Below are 15,899 nucleotides of genomic sequence, written 5' to 3' on the forward strand. Positions count from 1 at the left end.
CGGACGTTAAGGCCGGGAAGTCTTTGGAGCAAAATTTTGCCGTTTTAAAATGTTTTTTGAAAAATTTCACCGGCGGTGGAACTTTTGGGCCTGACTGGCTGTCTAATTAGTCAGGTGGCAAACGAGGGGAGAAAAAACAGGCCGGGGGAGAAACCCAACCTGTAAAACCAGCTTCCCGGTTGAATAGGTCCATATTGCTGCTTGCAACCAACCAGTCAGTATTCTCAGCCGGTCTACAGCAAGGAACTTGTTGATTACCATATGAAGGGAGATGATTAAGAGTCTTATAACGGCTCCGCTGGCAAGCGGTAAAGGTTATCGTAAAATATTTGGTTTTTAGGAGGGAATTTAGTTTGAAGCTGAAAAGAAAAGCATTATCGATCCTGATGACACTATGCTTCCTGGCGGCAATGATCGTGCCGACCGCGACACCGGCCTTCGCGTCCGGTGATTTAGTCCCCCTGGCGGCTCCTAACGTCGACGACGGCGTCGTTACCGCTCTGGGCGGGGTTTTGCTCAAGATTACTGCAGGCTCCCTGCAGAAGGATCACAGTGTTAACTTTAGCCTGCCCAGTGATTTTGTCTGGGTTAAAGCATCAGGCACTGGCAGTAACGATGTCATGACAGATACCGAGTGGCAAACTGTAAGCGGCAACACCTATGGCGAAAAAGCAGGCAACTACATTGAGGTGCCACAATACTATTCGGGAGACTACAACGGCCTGTATGGTTGCGGCCTCACGGTAAAACAGCTCAGCGACAGAGAAATCAGCGTGACCGTTGACGGCGAACCTTCATCTGGAGATGAATGTTTCCTGTATGTTTATCCCAAGAAAATCTGGGTGGAAGACGGCTACGACGGAACTATCGACCTGGTTTCAGCAATACCTAACAATTCCGGCTTCCCGAAAGGCACCGTTACCATCGGTAACGTCTCCGGTGGTGAAGTGACCGTCTCCGCAAGCGGCACGACCTCCTTTACCGATAGCGATGAGATCACCATCCGCGTTACTGAGGACACCGCCGGCGCTCTGGAAGGCGGCAATAAATCCCTGGAGTTCGAACTGCCCAGCGGCTTTGTATGGTCAAACCCAGGAAGTGTGACGCGCGTTTGGGGCAAGCAAACAGAGCTGCCAACAAATACTAATCTGTTCACCACTAATAGTAAGGGTGACACCCTGTACGTGAACTTTAGCAGCAGTTTCTCAACTACAGAGGCTATGAGCTTCGAGTTTAAGGCTACCATTACCGTGGACGACGAGACCAAAGCCAAGACGGGTGACGTCACGGTTAAGGTGAGCGGCGAAAGCGATGCCGCGCCGAGCGAGTTTTATGCCGGCGCCTACGGGACCTACGACAGCGGGATTACTGCCGGCGACCCGACGACCGTTTACGCGGGCATGCTCGAGCAGAAAATCGCCCCGATCACTATTTCTGAATCCGTTAAAGAGAGCATTATTGACGGCCGCACCCTGACCCTGGAACTGCCGGAGAACGCCCGCTGGGGTGACATCGATACCGACAGTGACAACGGCCTGAGTATTGACACTATCAGTTTCCCCGGCAAAGACGGCAAGACCGTCAAGCTCACTTTTAAAGGACCTTCCACCAAGGCCGCCGAACTGGTCCTGGACGACCTGGAAGTATCCCTGGAACCGGGCGTAACCGGCGACCTGGTGGTTAAAGTGGGCGGCACCGCCGGCCTGAGCGGCAGCCTGACCGTGGCCGAAATCATCTCGCCGATTACCGCTGAAGCCACATCCGCGCCGGAAATCAAAATCGGCACGGTGAACAAAGGCGGCGAGGTGACCATAAGCGAAACTGAAGCAGGCGCCATTAAAGAAGACAAGTGGATCGTCCTCGACCTGCCTACGGGCGTCCGCTTTGCCAACAAGCCTAGTGTAGAAGTAATTGAAGGCGACCTCGACATCGACACCGGCAGCATAAAGAGCCAGGAAGACGACAACCAGATGACCTTCCAAATTGACAGCGATAGTAGCGAAGCCAGCACGATTAAGCTGACCAACCTCAACTACATTGTTGACCGGACCGTAGCTGAAGGAAATGTCGTCTTGAAGGTCAAGGGAAGCGCTGTAGCGAACGTCAACGACGCGGGAGAAGTAACAGACTACTACGGAGATCTTTCAAATGGGTACATTGAGATCGATAATGCAGAAGCTTTCATACCGGACGCCGGTCCTGCCATTTTCTCAAGGAGCGCCACTAACGCCAGTGCTGTTGTCGCCAAGGTCGTTACCCCGGCCCCCATTGATGTCAGTGCCACCGCCTCCTTTGTTATCGGCAGCACCACCTACACCGTCAACGGTGTTGAAGCAACCATGGACGTAGCCCCGTACCTGAAGAGCGACCGGACCTTCCTGCCCGTTCGGTACGTCGCCAACGCCCTGGGCGTAGCGGATGCCAACATCATGTGGAACCAAGACGAGCAGAGCGTGGTTATCATCAAGGGCGACCGCGTGATCAAGCTCGTCATGAACAGCAACATCATGCTGATTAACGGCGTGCCGTTCACCATGGACGTTGCTCCCGAGCTGGTTGACCCGGGCCGCACCATGCTGCCCCTGCGGGCGGTTGCCCAGGCCCTGGGCGCAGATGTCCAGTGGGATGCTGCAACCCAGACCGTGACCGTTACCACCATATAGCTTGACCAAAAAACCGGGCTCTTCATGAGCCCGGTTTTTTTTCTTGGTGCGCCCGGCATGGGTGCAGTCTAACGGGTGAAAGTCCCGAGTGCGGGTTGATAGTGTCAAGCACATAGCCAAAGGCAAGGGTGTCCATCGTGAGGTGGAATCTGAAGGAAGCCGGAGGCAAACTTCTGATCTGACGAACAGAAATCACATTAGGCATATGTAGGCTGGGTAAGGTTGCCAAACAAACTGAAGCCCAAAACTATCCGGAAGTCTACGTTGTAGATGTGGCAGATAGATGGAAGGAAAGACTGCACTCTTACCCGGGGAGGCCTCACGGACGGGCTGAAACAGAGTATGAAACCCGGTTGAAACAAGATTTATCGTGAGGAGTCAGCCGAGGCCATAGTACAGAGGTGTTCTAGGCACCGACGGAAGGGCTGAACCAGCTGAACCAAAGGAGGTGCAGGTCAATGAAAGTCACTGATAGTGACAATATAAAACACAGACAACTTCGATTCGAAGACTATCTGCAAATGGTATCTGCGGAACAGAAAGAGTATGCAGAAGTGTGCGCGTCACTGAAGATGACTGAAACCGACAGCACCAACACGAACAAGCAGAAGGAAGGATTGCTGGAGCAAATTTTAGCCAGAGACAACCTGAACCGTGCCTACAAGCAGGTAAAGAGAAACAAAGGTGCAGGTGGAATTGATGGTATGCAGGTAGATGAACTACTACCCTACCTGAAAGAAAATCAGAAGGAACTTTTGCAATCCCTCCGGGACGGAAAATACCGGCCAAAACCCGTGCGCAGGGTAGAAATACCTAAAGAGAACGGAAAAACCAGAAAACTGGGGATACCAACCGTAGTGGACAGGCTTATCCAGCAAGCGATATGCCAAATCCTGACCCCAACCTTTGAGAAGCAGTTTTCAGACAATAGCTATGGATTTCGACCAGGAAGGAGCGCGCATGACGCGCTTAAAAGATGCCAGACCAATATCACAGAGGGCTATAAGTATGTAGTTGATATGGATTTGGAAAAGTATTTTGACACGGTGAACCAAAGCAAACTCATTCAAACACTGTCGGAAACGATAAAAGACGGACGAGTGATATCGCTTATCCATAGATTCCTGCGAGCAGGCGCTATGGTGGGCGGATTGTTTGAAGACAGCCCAGAAGGCGTGCCCCAAGGCGGACCCCTGAGCCCATTGCTTGGAAACATCATGCTGAATGAATGTGACCATGAACTGGAGAGGCGTGGACACCGCCTTGTCCGCTACGCAGACGACCTGATGATATTCTGCAAGAGCAGGAAGGCGGCAGAACGTACGCTAGACCATATTTTGCCGTACATCGAAGGAAAGTTATTCCTGAAAGTGAATCGGGAAAAGACGCAGGTGGCATATGTGAGCAAGGTCAAATATCTGGGATACAGCTTCTATATCTATAAAGGAGAAGGCAGGCTCAGAGTTCACCCGAAAAGCATCCGGAAACTCAAAGATAAAATCCGAGAAGTTACCGGACGCAGCAACGGAATGGGCATTGAGGCGAGGAAAACCCGACTCAACCAAGTTATTAGAGGATGGGTAAACTACTTCAAACTGGCAGATATGAAGAAAACACTCAAAGAACTGGACGAATGGACGAGAAGCCGTATTCGAATGGTGACCTGGAAACGATGGAAAAAGGTTCGGACGCGTCTCAAACGAGCAGGACTGGATGAGAAAAGGGCGTGGGATGTGGGCAAATACAAGAAAAGGCTACTGGCGAACCGCCCATAGCCCAATCTTGTTAAGAGTCCTATCCAACGAGAGGTTCAAACGTGCCGGATACCTCAGTCTGACGGAATGTTACTCTGCGAAATAATGTGTAAACTTTGGAAGCACCGTATACCGAATGGTACGTACGGTGCTGTGGGAGGTCGGCTACTCAATTAATGGGTAGCCTCCTACCCGATTATAACGAAAAGGGAGCGTAACGAAATAATATGTACCCCATGTCAAGGACAATTTGGGTTTTTGGCATTCCAATCAAATAGGTATTTATGCTATACTAACCGTGCTTTACCACGAGGGAGGATAGGGCAAAGCTGAGGAGCGACCCGAGCGCCCGTGTGGGTTTACAAGGGAGGCGGTGCTTATCAGCACCGTTTCTTTTTATTACAGCCAAGCACTGCCTCCCTGGAAACCAAAGCGAAAAACCTCGGGGTGTGGGGCAGAGCCCCACCTTCAATCTTCACCTTTTGCTTTTGGTATTGTTAAAGGGTATCTTCCTGTAACGAGATACCGGTAATACTCCCTTGGAGCTAATCTTGCCAAATCCCATTGGTATCGGTCTTTATTGTAATAAGCAGTCCAATCGCTGATTATATGGTGAATTTCTTCAAATGTTGTGCATTGAGAAATGTCAATTTCATCTTTCATGTGTCCATAAAAGGATTATTGAGGAGCGTTATCCCAACAGTTTGCCTTTCGGGACATAGACTGCCTCAGTTCACGGTCTTTTATCAGTTGGATAAACTTTATACTTGTGTAGTGTACCCCTTGATCCGAATTAATCAGAGTATCGGCTGACAAAAAGATACCATAATTCTCGATGAGCTGGTTCACAGTTTCCAGAACAAAATCGATTTCGAGAGATTTGCTCAGTACCCATGCGAGCAACTCTTTTGTACAGGCGTCGATGATAGTAGACATATAGCACCGTGGTGCCTTCCCATTAATGATGTAGGTAATATCCGTAAGCAGAACAGCACGGGGACCGTGTGTTTCAAATTCCCGGTTCAGCAGGTTGGGGGCAACGTTGTTGGTTCTTAGTGCTTTGGCCATTCTTCTGTACGGATTCGCCTTGCGAATAGGACAGATAAGTCCATGTTTCTTCATCAAACGTCGGATCTTCTTAATGTTCATATGCACTGGAGGAGCCATATGAAGAAGCCGCATGTAAATGCCGCGGGCTCCCTTGTTGTAGCCGCGAAACTTGTAAGCATCCAGAATGCTCAGGAAGTCCTTTTGATCTTGTTCCTCGCGCTGCCGTCTCAGGTCTTCTGTTTCAAGGTAGTGGTAGTATCCGGACCGCGAAACACCGGCAGCAGCGCACAGCCAGGTAATATTCAATAAGTTGTTATCTCGCTTTGTCATCTCAAGAATGACTCCGTACTTGGCAGATGCAGGGACATTCATGTTTCCGCATCTCCCCGGCCTAAAGACACAATTTTTTTTAGAAACTCTATTTCTTGATCTTTATATGCCAGTTGCTGCTCAAGGTATTTTACTTTGGCTTCCGGGTCTGTGTAGTCTTTGAGATATGACCCGTATGTTTTTAAGTCTCTGAACCCTTTTCCCGCTCGAACTTCATTTCGGATCATACCCTTCAATCCATTTACACGATTTACACGATTTACGCCAAGAATATCTGGATCGATGCCGAGCTCAATAACAATATCTCGTGGCTCTTTTCTTTCTTGTATTGAATGCCAAAACAGTTCCTTAAATTTGGCTGAGAAATGCACAATACTGGGACTTACATCCAAAACATAAGGACTTGCTCGGAGATGATTCATTTCTTCTTCAGTAAATTTCTTGTTAGCCATACGGCCATTCCTCCAATTCAGTTCAGTTTTATTGTAATACCTGTCTGAACTGGAATCAAAACCGTATTTGTCCGAGGTTAAGGGTTCCAAAAATTCACCTGTCCAAAATGAAGGGTTTTCAAAACCCACGCTGTCCATTTTCTAGGGTACATTTTAAAACACAGCCACAAAACGCCGAAAACCATTGGTATTAGGCGATTTTTTGGTGGTGTTTTGTTACAGCCCCCTTCCAAAGAGCTTTAGCTAAGAGAAGATCTATTAAGATTTTAGCCTAACAATGGTTTAAAGTATTTGCGGTTAACAATAATGGACAGGATTACCTGCTATATCTCTATTATAAAGAGTTTTTATTGATATGCCTTGATATTCCTGGAAATTGGCTGTTTATCAGTAAATTTAGATGTTGACAATATCGAAACTTGTTAATGCAACATTAGTGGAATTGTATATGAATTTAACAAAAAAATTTATTTATATCAGTCGCAGAATATGACAAATCTCTCATTATTTGCATGATATAGTAAATATATTACAAATAAATCCATTGCAACCATATTGTTCCGAGTAAAGAGGGAGGTGAATCCAATGGGCCTTGTCAATTAAAATTCTATATACCAGTGATTATTGGTCAGGGTATTCGGACAGGACGGGAGGGATGTTTTGCATAGAAGCCATCCACTAGCACCTGGGCAACTAGGAAATCAAATAAGTAATTACGATGAAGGTGGCTATGGCTGGATACTTTGGAATAACGAACGACCGTCCTGACCATATTCTGAACATATCTTTAATAGTTACTGTTTGGTGACATCGGCAGCTGGAAATTCACAAAAAATAATGTTTCAAGGGGGAGTTCAATTGAAAAAGTCAATTCAAAAGCTATTAGTCGTTTTATTAATGACAGTTATGACTCTGGGGGGTGGAGTAAGCGGAGCATGGGCTTCCTCATGGTCACAGGTAGGAAGCCTTTCAGGTGACGCGGCAAGCGTCAATACACTTGTTACGATTAACAACACATTATACGCTGGGACTGATAATGGTGTGTGGACATGGAATGGTACAACATGGTCTCAGTTAGGCACCCTCGCTTATGATGTCCAATCATTAGTCATGCTTAATGGTACATTGTATGCGGGTTCATTTTATTATGGTGTTTGGGCTTGGAACGGCAGTACATGGGCACAAGTTGGCACCCTTTCTTCACATGTTCAAGATCTTGCAGTTGTAAATAACAATTTATATGTTGCGACAGGTGATGGTGTTTATGCCAAGTCTGGTTCAAATTGGACTATATTAGGATTGGCAGGTAAACAAGTTCTTCGTCTCCTTGCAGCCAACGATACACTATACGCAGGGACGGCCCAGAACGGAGTCTATTACTATTACTATGGTGATTTTCAACCTTGCGGAAGCAACAACAAGCCATGGGGAACGCAAAACGTAGGTGACCTACATCTATACAATTATGAAGTATATGCGGGTACAAAAGGAGGCGGGGTATGGTCTTTCATTGGTTCAACTTGGTATCAAAGAGGAGGAGCCCTAAGTGATGACGTTTTTGTTCTTACTTCTGATGAGCCATTCGGAACGCTTTACGCAGGTACTAATAGTGGAGTAAAGTATTTAGGCGGTGGCACATGGAACCAAGTCGGGAGTCTCTCAAACAGAGTAGTAGGGCTTACAACAATAAACAATATATTATATGCAGGTACAAGTAATAACGGCGTGTGGGTTTATCAATAATATGAGTTCCCAATGTATTATAGACCGATCTCAAAGTCTTCAGAAATACTAGATAATATCGTGGCTCAGAACGGCTCCAGCTTCAGAGGCTGCCAGGTTCACTTTTAAAAAGATTAGGATCTGGATCTAGAATTATCCTGGCGAACAACAATCCCCCTGGAGGTATAAATTCTTTAGGGGGATTGTTTGTTTTGCTAGAAATAGGATAAGGAGCAAGTGAAAGGATTGTGGGTTTGCGGATAACTCCTACAGAGCTGGGAGTGTACACGATTATGTGTAAATGGGAATTCCTCTTTGAAATTGGTAAGCTATAAATGGCTCTTACCCGCCTGGAGGACAGCGATAGGTAAGGGTCATCCTCGTCATTACCCGTTAGGACGCCCTTTTCCCCCGCCTCGCACCGTGCGTGAGACTTTCAACTCACACGGCGCTCCATCGTACAGTGGCACTTGTCAGGCACCTTATGAGGGCAAGTTCAGTTTTTCTCTGTAGCGCAGAATTTTCTTCCAGATAATCTTCGGCAAGGACGAGTAATCGTGACCATCATGAACCTTTTCATGACATTCGCTATGAACACTGGCTAGATTGGATACCCGGTTGACCAGGTTCCGGGAGAGATTGGGGTTAATGTGGTGAAAATGAATTTTATCCATGATAAAATCACCACATACCTTGCATTTTCCCCTATCCCGGTTGAAGGCGTAGGCACGATTGAGATAGAATTCGAAGTTGTAGAGTTTTGAATCTCTGCTTTTAACCTCGGACCGTTGTGGGAGTAATAACTCGTCTGCCCTCGCCAACAACTGCTTACGAGAGGTTCTCTTCTGGTACATATCTCGACCTGTCTTGGTATAAGGCGATTCGCTCTGATTCTTCTGTCCAGCCCTAGTCCACCTGCAGAATGCCAGCAAAGTTATACCGATCGTGTATCCCCGTGACGTTATAGCTGGTGTAATCTTGCTCGTAAAGTAGTCCTGGCAGGCAGGATTTTTTTGCACATTGATTATCTAAAAGATGATTCAGAACCCTCCCCAATCTGCTAAAATATTTGCAGTTTCTTTGGGGAGGTTATTATTTTGCAAATTGAACGAAACCGCTCCGCGGTGGATAGAAACCCAAGATAGTATCAAAGCGAAATGATCCGATCTGCTCATAGTAGATACAAAAGTCATGGCTAACACAAAACAACCCCTTTAAAATGAGAATGCGGCCTGTCCGCAATATCAAACAAAGGGGTTGTTTATTTAATGATGACTAACCGTCAGGCGCTGCAACGCCTGAAAGCTGACATCCAGCTTAGGGGGCTATCCAGAAACACACTCGATTCCTATACGACTCATGTTGGGATCTTCCTTAATCACTTCAAAAAACCTATCGAGAAGCTCAATGAAATGGACGTTCGAAGTTTCCTGGGACACTTGATTGTCGAAAAGAAATTATCGCCAGGCACGGTCAATGTTTACAGTGCTTCCATTCGCTTCTTCTTCGCAGTTACGCTGAACCGGACGATGAACTATCTACAAATTCCACGCCTTAAGCGGCCTAAGAAGCTACCGGAGATTTTAACGCGGAATGAAGTTGCAGAACTAATTTCCCAGACAACGAATGCCAAACACAAAGCCCTGCTCTTAATGGCGTACGGTTCCGGCTTACGAGTCAGCGAACTTGCCAGTCTCAAAACGACGGATATTGATTCGGCATCCATGCGGGTTTTGGTGCGCGGCGGCAAAGGCCAAAAGGATCGCTATACTCTTCTGCCCGAAAGCGCTTTATTCGCGTTGCGTGACTATTGGCGCAAGTACCGCCCGAAAAGCTCAGATGGATACATTTTTCCCGGAATCAAAAATGTTGGGCATATCACAACAAGCGCAGTAGCACGAGCGATTAAAGAAGCGCTTGCCAAGACAGCTATCCAAAAGAGTGTGTCGCCGCATACCCTTCGGCACTGTTTCGCCACTCACTTATTAGAGGACGGGCTAAGTCTACTCCAAATAAAGGCTTTGCTCGGACACGCCAGCATTTCCTCAACCACGATCTATCTTCATCTGGCAAACACCACGAACGGAATAACCAGTCCGGCGGACAACATGCCTCAGAAGTTTGTGGACTGCCCATTATGATTGAAGTGCAGGACATCTTTCGGGAACATGGCGATGAATACTTGCGCCAGCATCCGCTTAATACCGTTCAAATAAAGGCATATCGCGCTATCTTGAACTGCCGGACTCATGCTTTGGGCGGGCATATAGATACATGTGACCAATGTGGCCATCAACGTATCTCTTATAATTCCTGCCGAAACAGACATTGCCCCAAATGCCAAATGCTTGCCAAAGAACAATGGATCGAAAGCCAGGAACGTTGCCTGCTTAACATTGGCTATTTCCATGTCGTGTTTACGGTGCCGAACGAATTGTATATGGTATTCCGGCAGAACCAGGAAACGATGTACACTTTATTCTTCAAAGCTGTCTCGGAAACCTTGTTAGAGTTAGGCCAAAATCCAAAATATCTCGGCGCCAAACTCGGAGTAACCGCAATTCTCCACACATGGGGGCAGAACCTTCTGTATCATCCCCACATCCATTGTGTTGTACCGGGCGGCGGGTTGACCAGCGCCGGTCATTGGAAAAACTCGCGCAAGAAGTTCTTCATTCCGGTTAAGGTATTGTCCAAGAAATTCCGGGGGAAATTTCTCGCTCTCATGCGTGCGGCTCAATTACGCTTCGATGAATCTACGAACAAACTCAATAGTTCGAGAGAATATGCCCTCTTTCTGCAGGATTTGTATAACAAGGACTGGGTAACCTATTGCAAACCGCCCTTCGGCAATACCGGCAAGGTGATTCAATATTTAAGCCGCTACACACATCGCGTGGCTATTTCCAACAATCGGATTCTGGCGCTTCAAGATGATAAAGTCACATTTAGTTGGCGGGACTATGCCGACCATAACAAGGTCAAGCAGATGACTATTACAGCCGAAGAATTTATCCGCCGCTTTATGCTCCATGTACTGCCTCGAGGATTCCGGAAGATACGACACTACGGACTTTTGGCTTCCGGAGGGAAAACCAAACGGATACAGTTATGCCGGCAACTTACGAATACACCTTTTAGCATATTCTCTAAGCCGCGTTCATTATTCGAAATCCTCATTGACAAGTTCAATGATACATTTCGTAAATGTCCCTGCTGCAGAATAGGAATGATGATACGCGCATCTCCTCTTCCGTAAAAACAAATTCCTTATACAAAAAAGCCCCTTCTATGGGGGAGGGGGAAACTATGCCCATCGACAGGCGAATTTCCCAATAATGACCCTGTTCTTTGACTGAGATTTCGCCCCATAACATCGGAACCCTTTTAGCGCCAGAAATTCTGCAACTTATACAGTTCCTTTTTCCCCATAGCACCTACCGACATCGGCGGTTCCGTTCAATCAAATTATCTGAAGCCCTACGTAGCCTCTGCTTACATGGGGTTTCTTTTTTGGGCTTCAGATAATTTGCTATTCATTCCTTGGAATCTACCTGTTAAGCTATCAATCTATGCCAAGGACAGATACTCAGTGGTCTTTCCCGTACTTATCAAGTGCCCTTGCTGCAATTCTGCAGTCAAGCTGAAACGGCACGGCTTCTATGAACGCAATGCACTAGCCAACAAACGATGTTACCGTATCAGCATCTGCCGGTACCTGTGTCCTGCCTGCTTAAAGACGGTATCTCTTTTGCCCTGGTTTCTTCTGCCTTACTTCCAACATAACCGTAATGCCATATTAAAAAGCCTGCGGGAGAGTTTTAGAAAAACAACTGCTGCCGTTGGCCGCCAACTAGCCGCTTTTTACCATAAGCGTTTCTTAGCCAATACCCCCGCCATTGTCAGTGCTTTAAGAGAACAGCACTGGCGAGAGCGACTTCCTGCGGATAAAAACAAAGGGGCCATAAAGATAGTCCGCCGGTTAAACTTCACTCGGGCAAGTGAAACGACCTTGGCAGAGGTCAATAGTTTATCCAACCGGATCTTGGCTAACTTTATGGCAAGATCATTTTAACATCTCCCCTGGGGTATGCGGCAAGTATATTTTATCCACACAACTTTTGCGTGGCGGTATATGGCCTTTTTACCATATAATTTTCACCGTGAGGTTAACCGGTTATCCTCCAATACATCTGTTGGAGGTGCTTTAAAAATGGCTTTGACCGAAGAACAGAAAATGGAGGTGGCCCTTTTCCGTTTCGGCTTGATCGCTCCCTTGCTAAACAATCAAGTTGATAATCCGAAAGTCTACCTGGAGAAGGTTTCCGCCCTAGTCTATGACGTCCCCTACTACGGAAGAAAAGAGTTCTGTGACAAAACCTTTCGCCGTTGGCTTTTGGACTACCGCAAAGACAATCTGGAAGGGCTTAAGCCTCAAAACCGTAAAGACAAGGGACAGTCAAGAGTAATCAGCGAGGACCTTGCTGAGAAAATTATAGCTTTTAGGCATGAAAACCCAGGCTTGAGCGTTATGCTTCTTTACGACCAAATGGCCAAAGAAGGGCTAATCTTGCGCTCCGAGGTTTCTTACCATTCGGTCTACCGCTTTCTCAAGAAGAAAAATCTGGCCAAACCCCTGGCGGATAAAGTCGTGGTTAAGGACCGCAAGCGCTTTGCCTACGATGAGGTAAACCGGATGTGGCAGGGCGATTATCCCGAGTTTTTTGTTATCCCGACTTTCAGATGTGAGAGGTGAATGATCGACGGGAAGTTGGCTTTTTTTGTAACCTGTTGCATCAAAAAGTCGGGATAAAAATTGAGGTTGATGGTTCCATAAATCAACTCCAATAATGAAAGTTACAGACCGTGGTCTGAATTTCAATATTGGAGGGTTTTAATTGCAAATTCCATTGGAAAGACACATCGAGCGCGTGCTAGAAGAATTAGAAAAACTAGGCATGGCGGACATTACCATTAAATCTTATGCGGGTAGTGCGTATGGCCCCATGAGAAACTACTGTGCTAGAAACGGAACCACAGATTACGAACCCGCTACGCTGAATGCTTTTCTGTGTTCCCAGAAAGAGCGTCTTGAAAAATCCGAAATATCGGAGAGGCATTTCAGGAAATTGCGCAGGGCCGTACTAATGGTTCACGATCTTTATCAGTCTGGAACACTTCATTATTGCCGATATGATGCGGGCCCCAAATACGAAATAAGCGAATATTTCGGTCTTTGTCTGCAACAGTTTCTTGAGGCGCAGCACCTAACTGAAAGGACCATCTCCAACCTCAGATCTAAAATTCTACAATTTCTTTACTATATGGAGCGTGCCGGGCACCGTGATTTCAGCGCCATATCTCCGAAGGATGTTAAGGATTATCTCTTGGTGGCCGCTGAAAAAAACAAGGGTGGAATGCCAAATGTTCTTCACGCCCTGCGACTTTTTTTCGACTATTTAAAATCGAATTCACTCATGTCAAAAGATTTCCGGCCTGTGCTGAACAAACCTGCACGTCGAAAGAAGAAATTTCTGCCATGCTTTACTCATGAGGAAGTTGAAGCTATTCTCAGGCAGATAGATACCAATACAAAACAAGGAAAAAGGGATTACGCGATCCTTTTGCTGGCATCCCATACGGGACTGCGCTCCATCGACATCGTGAATTTACGGCTTTCTGATCTCGATTGGCTAAACGACAGCATTCGTATGTTCAAAAGAAAACGGGCCGGCCATTGACACTTCCTTTGGAAACAAGCGTAGGCAACGCAATTGCCAAGTACATATTGGAAGCAAGGTCCGAATCTACTTCGGAATATGTTTTTTTAAGAACATCTGCGCCCTACAGGAAGTTGTCTGATTGCGGTTCTATGGACAACATCCTGGAGAAATACGTAAAAAGCGCTGGTATTTTACGACAACCAGGCGATGGGAAGAGTTTTCATGCCTTGCCCCGCTCCATGGGAACTTGGATGTTGGAATCCGGTGTTCCTTTGACAACAATTTCACAGGTGCTGGGCCACAAAGAACAGGATTCAGCAAAACAATACCTTTCCATGGATTATGAGAAACTTGTGTCATGTGCGCTGGATTTCCAGGAGATCCCCTTAGGAAAGGGGATCTTCGAGTGATAGATTCTTTTAAAAGTTGCTTTGCGTCGCAAATGGAGGATTTCATCCAGTACAAAAAGGCCCTGGGTTATTCTAGGAGCAGTTATGAGAAATTTCTTGCTCTCTTCGATCGTTTCTGCCTGAGTGCTTTTCCTGAAGAAAGATCGTTAACGCAAGAACTCGTGATGCAATGGGCGCGTCTCCGTCCAAACGAAACCGCGAACGGATTGAAAAGACGAATGGTCGCCATTCGCGAATTTGGGAAATACCTCAATGCCATCTGGATTGAGGGGTATGTGCTTCCCCCGGAAATGCTCGGCCCATTTAAACCATTTTTTCCATACCTCTTCAGCGATGAGGAGTTAACTGCTTTTTTCACGGCGGCGGACAACATGACTCCGCATAAGCTCTCGCCGTACAGGCAGTTTGTCGTGCCTGTGCTTTTCCGCCTTCTCTACTGCTGTGGACTGCGACCGCACGAGGTACGGCTGATCCGCTGTGCCGACATTAATCTGGAAACAGGTAGCGTCTATATCAGCGACACCAAGGTTCACCATGATCGAATAGTCGTAATGTCCTCTGATATGCTGTCTTTGTGTCGTCAATATGATACAAAGATGCGTGCTATTATGAAAAACCGGGAGTATTTCTTTTCGAGCCCACAAGGAACCGTTTACTCCGTAGCATGGGTGCAGGAGCAGTTCCGGAAGTGCTGGAAAAAAGCCGGCATTCAAAATTTCCGGGGAGCAACCACGCCACGCGTCTATGACTTTCGTTATCCGTACATAAATAAAATCCGAACCTTTCGCCAAAAGCCCGATAATCGAAGAAGGTTCAGAGCAAAAGGTTCGGATAATATTTACCGCTTCATCGCTCGCACACCGCAGAACATGGACAAGCTGCCGTCTGCGTTGCGCCACTTTTTAGGTGTGGATTTGTCGTTATCGTCTTCGAGCGTTGCCAAGGCCTTTGCCTCCTGCTCGGTGGTTATGTCCAAATAAACCATCGTTGTTTGAAGCTGGGCATGACCAAGGAGAAAGGATATTTGGACGATGTTCATGCCGTCATCCAGCCAGTGAGAGGCTTTGGCATGGCGAAGCTGATGAGCGTGAATGTCTGTGGGGACTTCGCCGCATACTGACCGCGCCGCTTGTGCATGCTTGCGAAGCTGCTTGTTAACAGCTTTCTGGCTCATCTTCCCGGCTGGACCTGTGTTCCTTGAGTAGAACACGAAAGATGACGGATTGGGTGTGGCCCCGTGAGAGTCTTTGATGTACGCCCTGAGGTGAGCCATGGCCTTTGGCAGCAAATACAGCGTTCGGATTTTGCCCCTCTTGCCGATGACTATGATGTTTGGCTTATCAACATCCAAGTGCAGTTGCTCAACTTTCATAGACAATATTTCGTCTATCCGTGCGGCGGTGCTATACATGACGACCATCAAGGCAATATCCCTGCGGCCAGCCTTTGTAGTCGGATCAGGGGCTTCAAGCAAGGCACTCACCGCTTTTTTACTCATACCAGTCACTTTTTTGGCGTGTGCTTTCCTTCGCTCAATCTGTGACGCCCCCTGCGACAAGTGAAGGTATGAAATGTCTCTGCCGCCGAGATACTTGAGAAAAGCCCTAAGCGAGGCCAACCGGTTGTTGCAGGTTTCAGAGCTGCACGTACGACTCTCCATCAGCCAAACAAGCCATTCCTCAATGTTAACGGCGCAAAAGCAAGCACCGTTGAGAGTGCTTGGATTTATGCCTTTTTCCGTTTCAAGAAAGCCAACATATAGACTGAGCGCATCACTATACGCTTTCAATGTGTG

At 47.0% G+C, this 15,899-nt stretch carries 12 protein-coding genes and 3 pseudogenes; 10 read left to right on the forward strand and 5 right to left on the reverse strand.

The genetic code is table 11. From position 1 onward, the window contains the following. Positions 1-353: 353 nt before the first annotated feature. Positions 354-2,663 (forward strand): copper amine oxidase N-terminal domain-containing protein, encoded by a 2,310-nt coding sequence (locus Psch_RS19625; protein WP_243124248.1) that lies wholly within the window; start codon positions 354-356, stop codon positions 2,661-2,663. A 458-nt stretch (positions 2,664-3,121) separates the two neighbouring features. Continuing rightward, a pseudogene (gene ltrA, locus Psch_RS19630) lies at positions 3,122-4,523 on the forward strand (group II intron reverse transcriptase/maturase). A gap of 362 nt (positions 4,524-4,885) precedes the next feature. On the opposite strand, the pseudogene Psch_RS21770 reads toward ltrA, so the two are convergent. From Psch_RS21770 to Psch_RS19645, 3 genes and pseudogenes are all read right to left on the reverse strand, one after another. Next, positions 4,886-5,083 (reverse strand): annotated as a pseudogene (locus tag Psch_RS21770) (hypothetical protein); the annotation flags it as partial. A gap of 12 nt (positions 5,084-5,095) precedes the next feature. Beyond that, a complete protein-coding gene (locus Psch_RS19640) occupies positions 5,096-5,797 on the reverse strand; it encodes an IS3 family transposase (protein ID WP_190259423.1) in 702 nt (233 codons plus the stop codon). A 38-nt stretch (positions 5,798-5,835) separates the two neighbouring features. Beyond that, entirely contained in the window at positions 5,836-6,249 is a 414-nt protein-coding gene (locus Psch_RS19645; protein ID WP_190259424.1) for an HTH domain-containing protein, read from the reverse strand. A gap of 858 nt (positions 6,250-7,107) precedes the next feature. Here Psch_RS19645 and Psch_RS19650 point away from each other — a divergent pair. Then, a complete protein-coding gene (locus Psch_RS19650; protein WP_190259425.1) occupies positions 7,108-7,992 on the forward strand; it encodes a ligand-binding sensor domain-containing protein in 885 nt (294 codons plus the stop codon). Positions 7,993-8,453: 461 nt separating this feature from the next. Here the strand turns inward: Psch_RS19650 and Psch_RS19655 are convergent, their stop codons facing one another. Beyond that, a complete protein-coding gene (locus Psch_RS19655) occupies positions 8,454-8,825 on the reverse strand; it encodes an HNH endonuclease (protein WP_190259426.1) in 372 nt (123 codons plus the stop codon). A gap of 414 nt (positions 8,826-9,239) precedes the next feature. Here Psch_RS19655 and Psch_RS19660 point away from each other — a divergent pair, with 414 nt between their 5' ends. From Psch_RS19660 to Psch_RS21290, 7 genes and pseudogenes are all read left to right on the forward strand, one after another. After that, positions 9,240-10,112 carry a tyrosine-type recombinase/integrase gene (locus Psch_RS19660; RefSeq protein ID WP_134220427.1) on the forward strand — a complete coding sequence of 291 codons (873 nt, stop codon included), beginning with the start codon at positions 9,240-9,242 and terminating at the stop codon, positions 10,110-10,112. Continuing rightward, positions 10,109-11,230, forward strand: a complete 1,122-nt coding sequence (locus Psch_RS19665; RefSeq protein WP_134220426.1) for an IS91 family transposase — start codon at positions 10,109-10,111, stop codon at positions 11,228-11,230. Before Psch_RS19660 ends, Psch_RS19665 begins: the two co-directional genes overlap by 4 nt. A 240-nt stretch (positions 11,231-11,470) precedes the next feature. Then, positions 11,471-12,046, forward strand: a complete 576-nt coding sequence (locus Psch_RS21280; RefSeq protein ID WP_243124250.1) for a transposase family protein — start codon at positions 11,471-11,473, stop codon at positions 12,044-12,046. Positions 12,047-12,184: 138 nt separating this feature from the next. Further along, positions 12,185-12,727 carry a helix-turn-helix domain-containing protein gene (locus Psch_RS19675; RefSeq protein WP_206663800.1) on the forward strand — a complete coding sequence of 181 codons (543 nt, stop codon included), beginning with the start codon at positions 12,185-12,187 and terminating at the stop codon, positions 12,725-12,727. Positions 12,728-12,869: 142 nt separating this feature from the next. Next, a complete protein-coding gene (locus Psch_RS21500; protein ID WP_190259428.1) occupies positions 12,870-13,712 on the forward strand; it encodes a tyrosine-type recombinase/integrase in 843 nt (280 codons plus the stop codon). Positions 13,713-13,720: 8 nt separating this feature from the next. Further along, on the forward strand, positions 13,721-14,104 hold the full coding sequence (locus Psch_RS21505; protein ID WP_282432497.1) for a tyrosine-type recombinase/integrase: 384 nt from the start codon (positions 13,721-13,723) through the stop codon (positions 14,102-14,104). Between the two features lie 371 nt (positions 14,105-14,475). Beyond that, positions 14,476-14,808, forward strand: a pseudogene (locus tag Psch_RS21290) (tyrosine-type recombinase/integrase); the annotation flags it as partial. A gap of 134 nt (positions 14,809-14,942) precedes the next feature. On the opposite strand, the gene Psch_RS19690 reads toward Psch_RS21290, so the two are convergent. Next, positions 14,943-15,893 (reverse strand): tyrosine-type recombinase/integrase, encoded by a 951-nt coding sequence (locus Psch_RS19690; RefSeq protein ID WP_190259430.1) that lies wholly within the window; start codon positions 15,891-15,893, stop codon positions 14,943-14,945. Between the last annotated feature and the right edge of the window lie 6 nt (positions 15,894-15,899).

It is taken from the genome of Pelotomaculum schinkii, from assembly GCF_004369205.1.
Taxonomy (GTDB): Bacteria; Bacillota; Desulfotomaculia; order Desulfotomaculales; family Pelotomaculaceae; genus Pelotomaculum_C; species Pelotomaculum_C schinkii.

What these genes read in the sequence shown, in the direction of transcription:
- Psch_RS19640 (WP_190259423.1), bottom strand. Translation starts at nt 5,797, where the DNA reads ATGACAAAGCGAGATAACAACTTATTGAATATTACCTGGCTGTGCGCT.
- Psch_RS19645 (WP_190259424.1), bottom strand. Translation starts at nt 6,249, where the DNA reads ATGGCTAACAAGAAATTTACTGAAGAAGAAATGAATCATCTCCGAGCA.
- Psch_RS19655 (WP_190259426.1), bottom strand. Translation starts at nt 8,825, where the DNA reads ATGTACCAGAAGAGAACCTCTCGTAAGCAGTTGTTGGCGAGGGCAGAC.
- Psch_RS19660 (WP_134220427.1), top strand. Translation starts at nt 9,240, where the DNA reads ATGATGACTAACCGTCAGGCGCTGCAACGCCTGAAAGCTGACATCCAG.
- Psch_RS19665 (WP_134220426.1), top strand. Translation starts at nt 10,109, where the DNA reads ATGATTGAAGTGCAGGACATCTTTCGGGAACATGGCGATGAATACTTG.
- Psch_RS21280 (WP_243124250.1), top strand. Translation starts at nt 11,471, where the DNA reads ATGGGGTTTCTTTTTTGGGCTTCAGATAATTTGCTATTCATTCCTTGG.
- Psch_RS19675 (WP_206663800.1), top strand. Translation starts at nt 12,185, where the DNA reads ATGGCTTTGACCGAAGAACAGAAAATGGAGGTGGCCCTTTTCCGTTTC.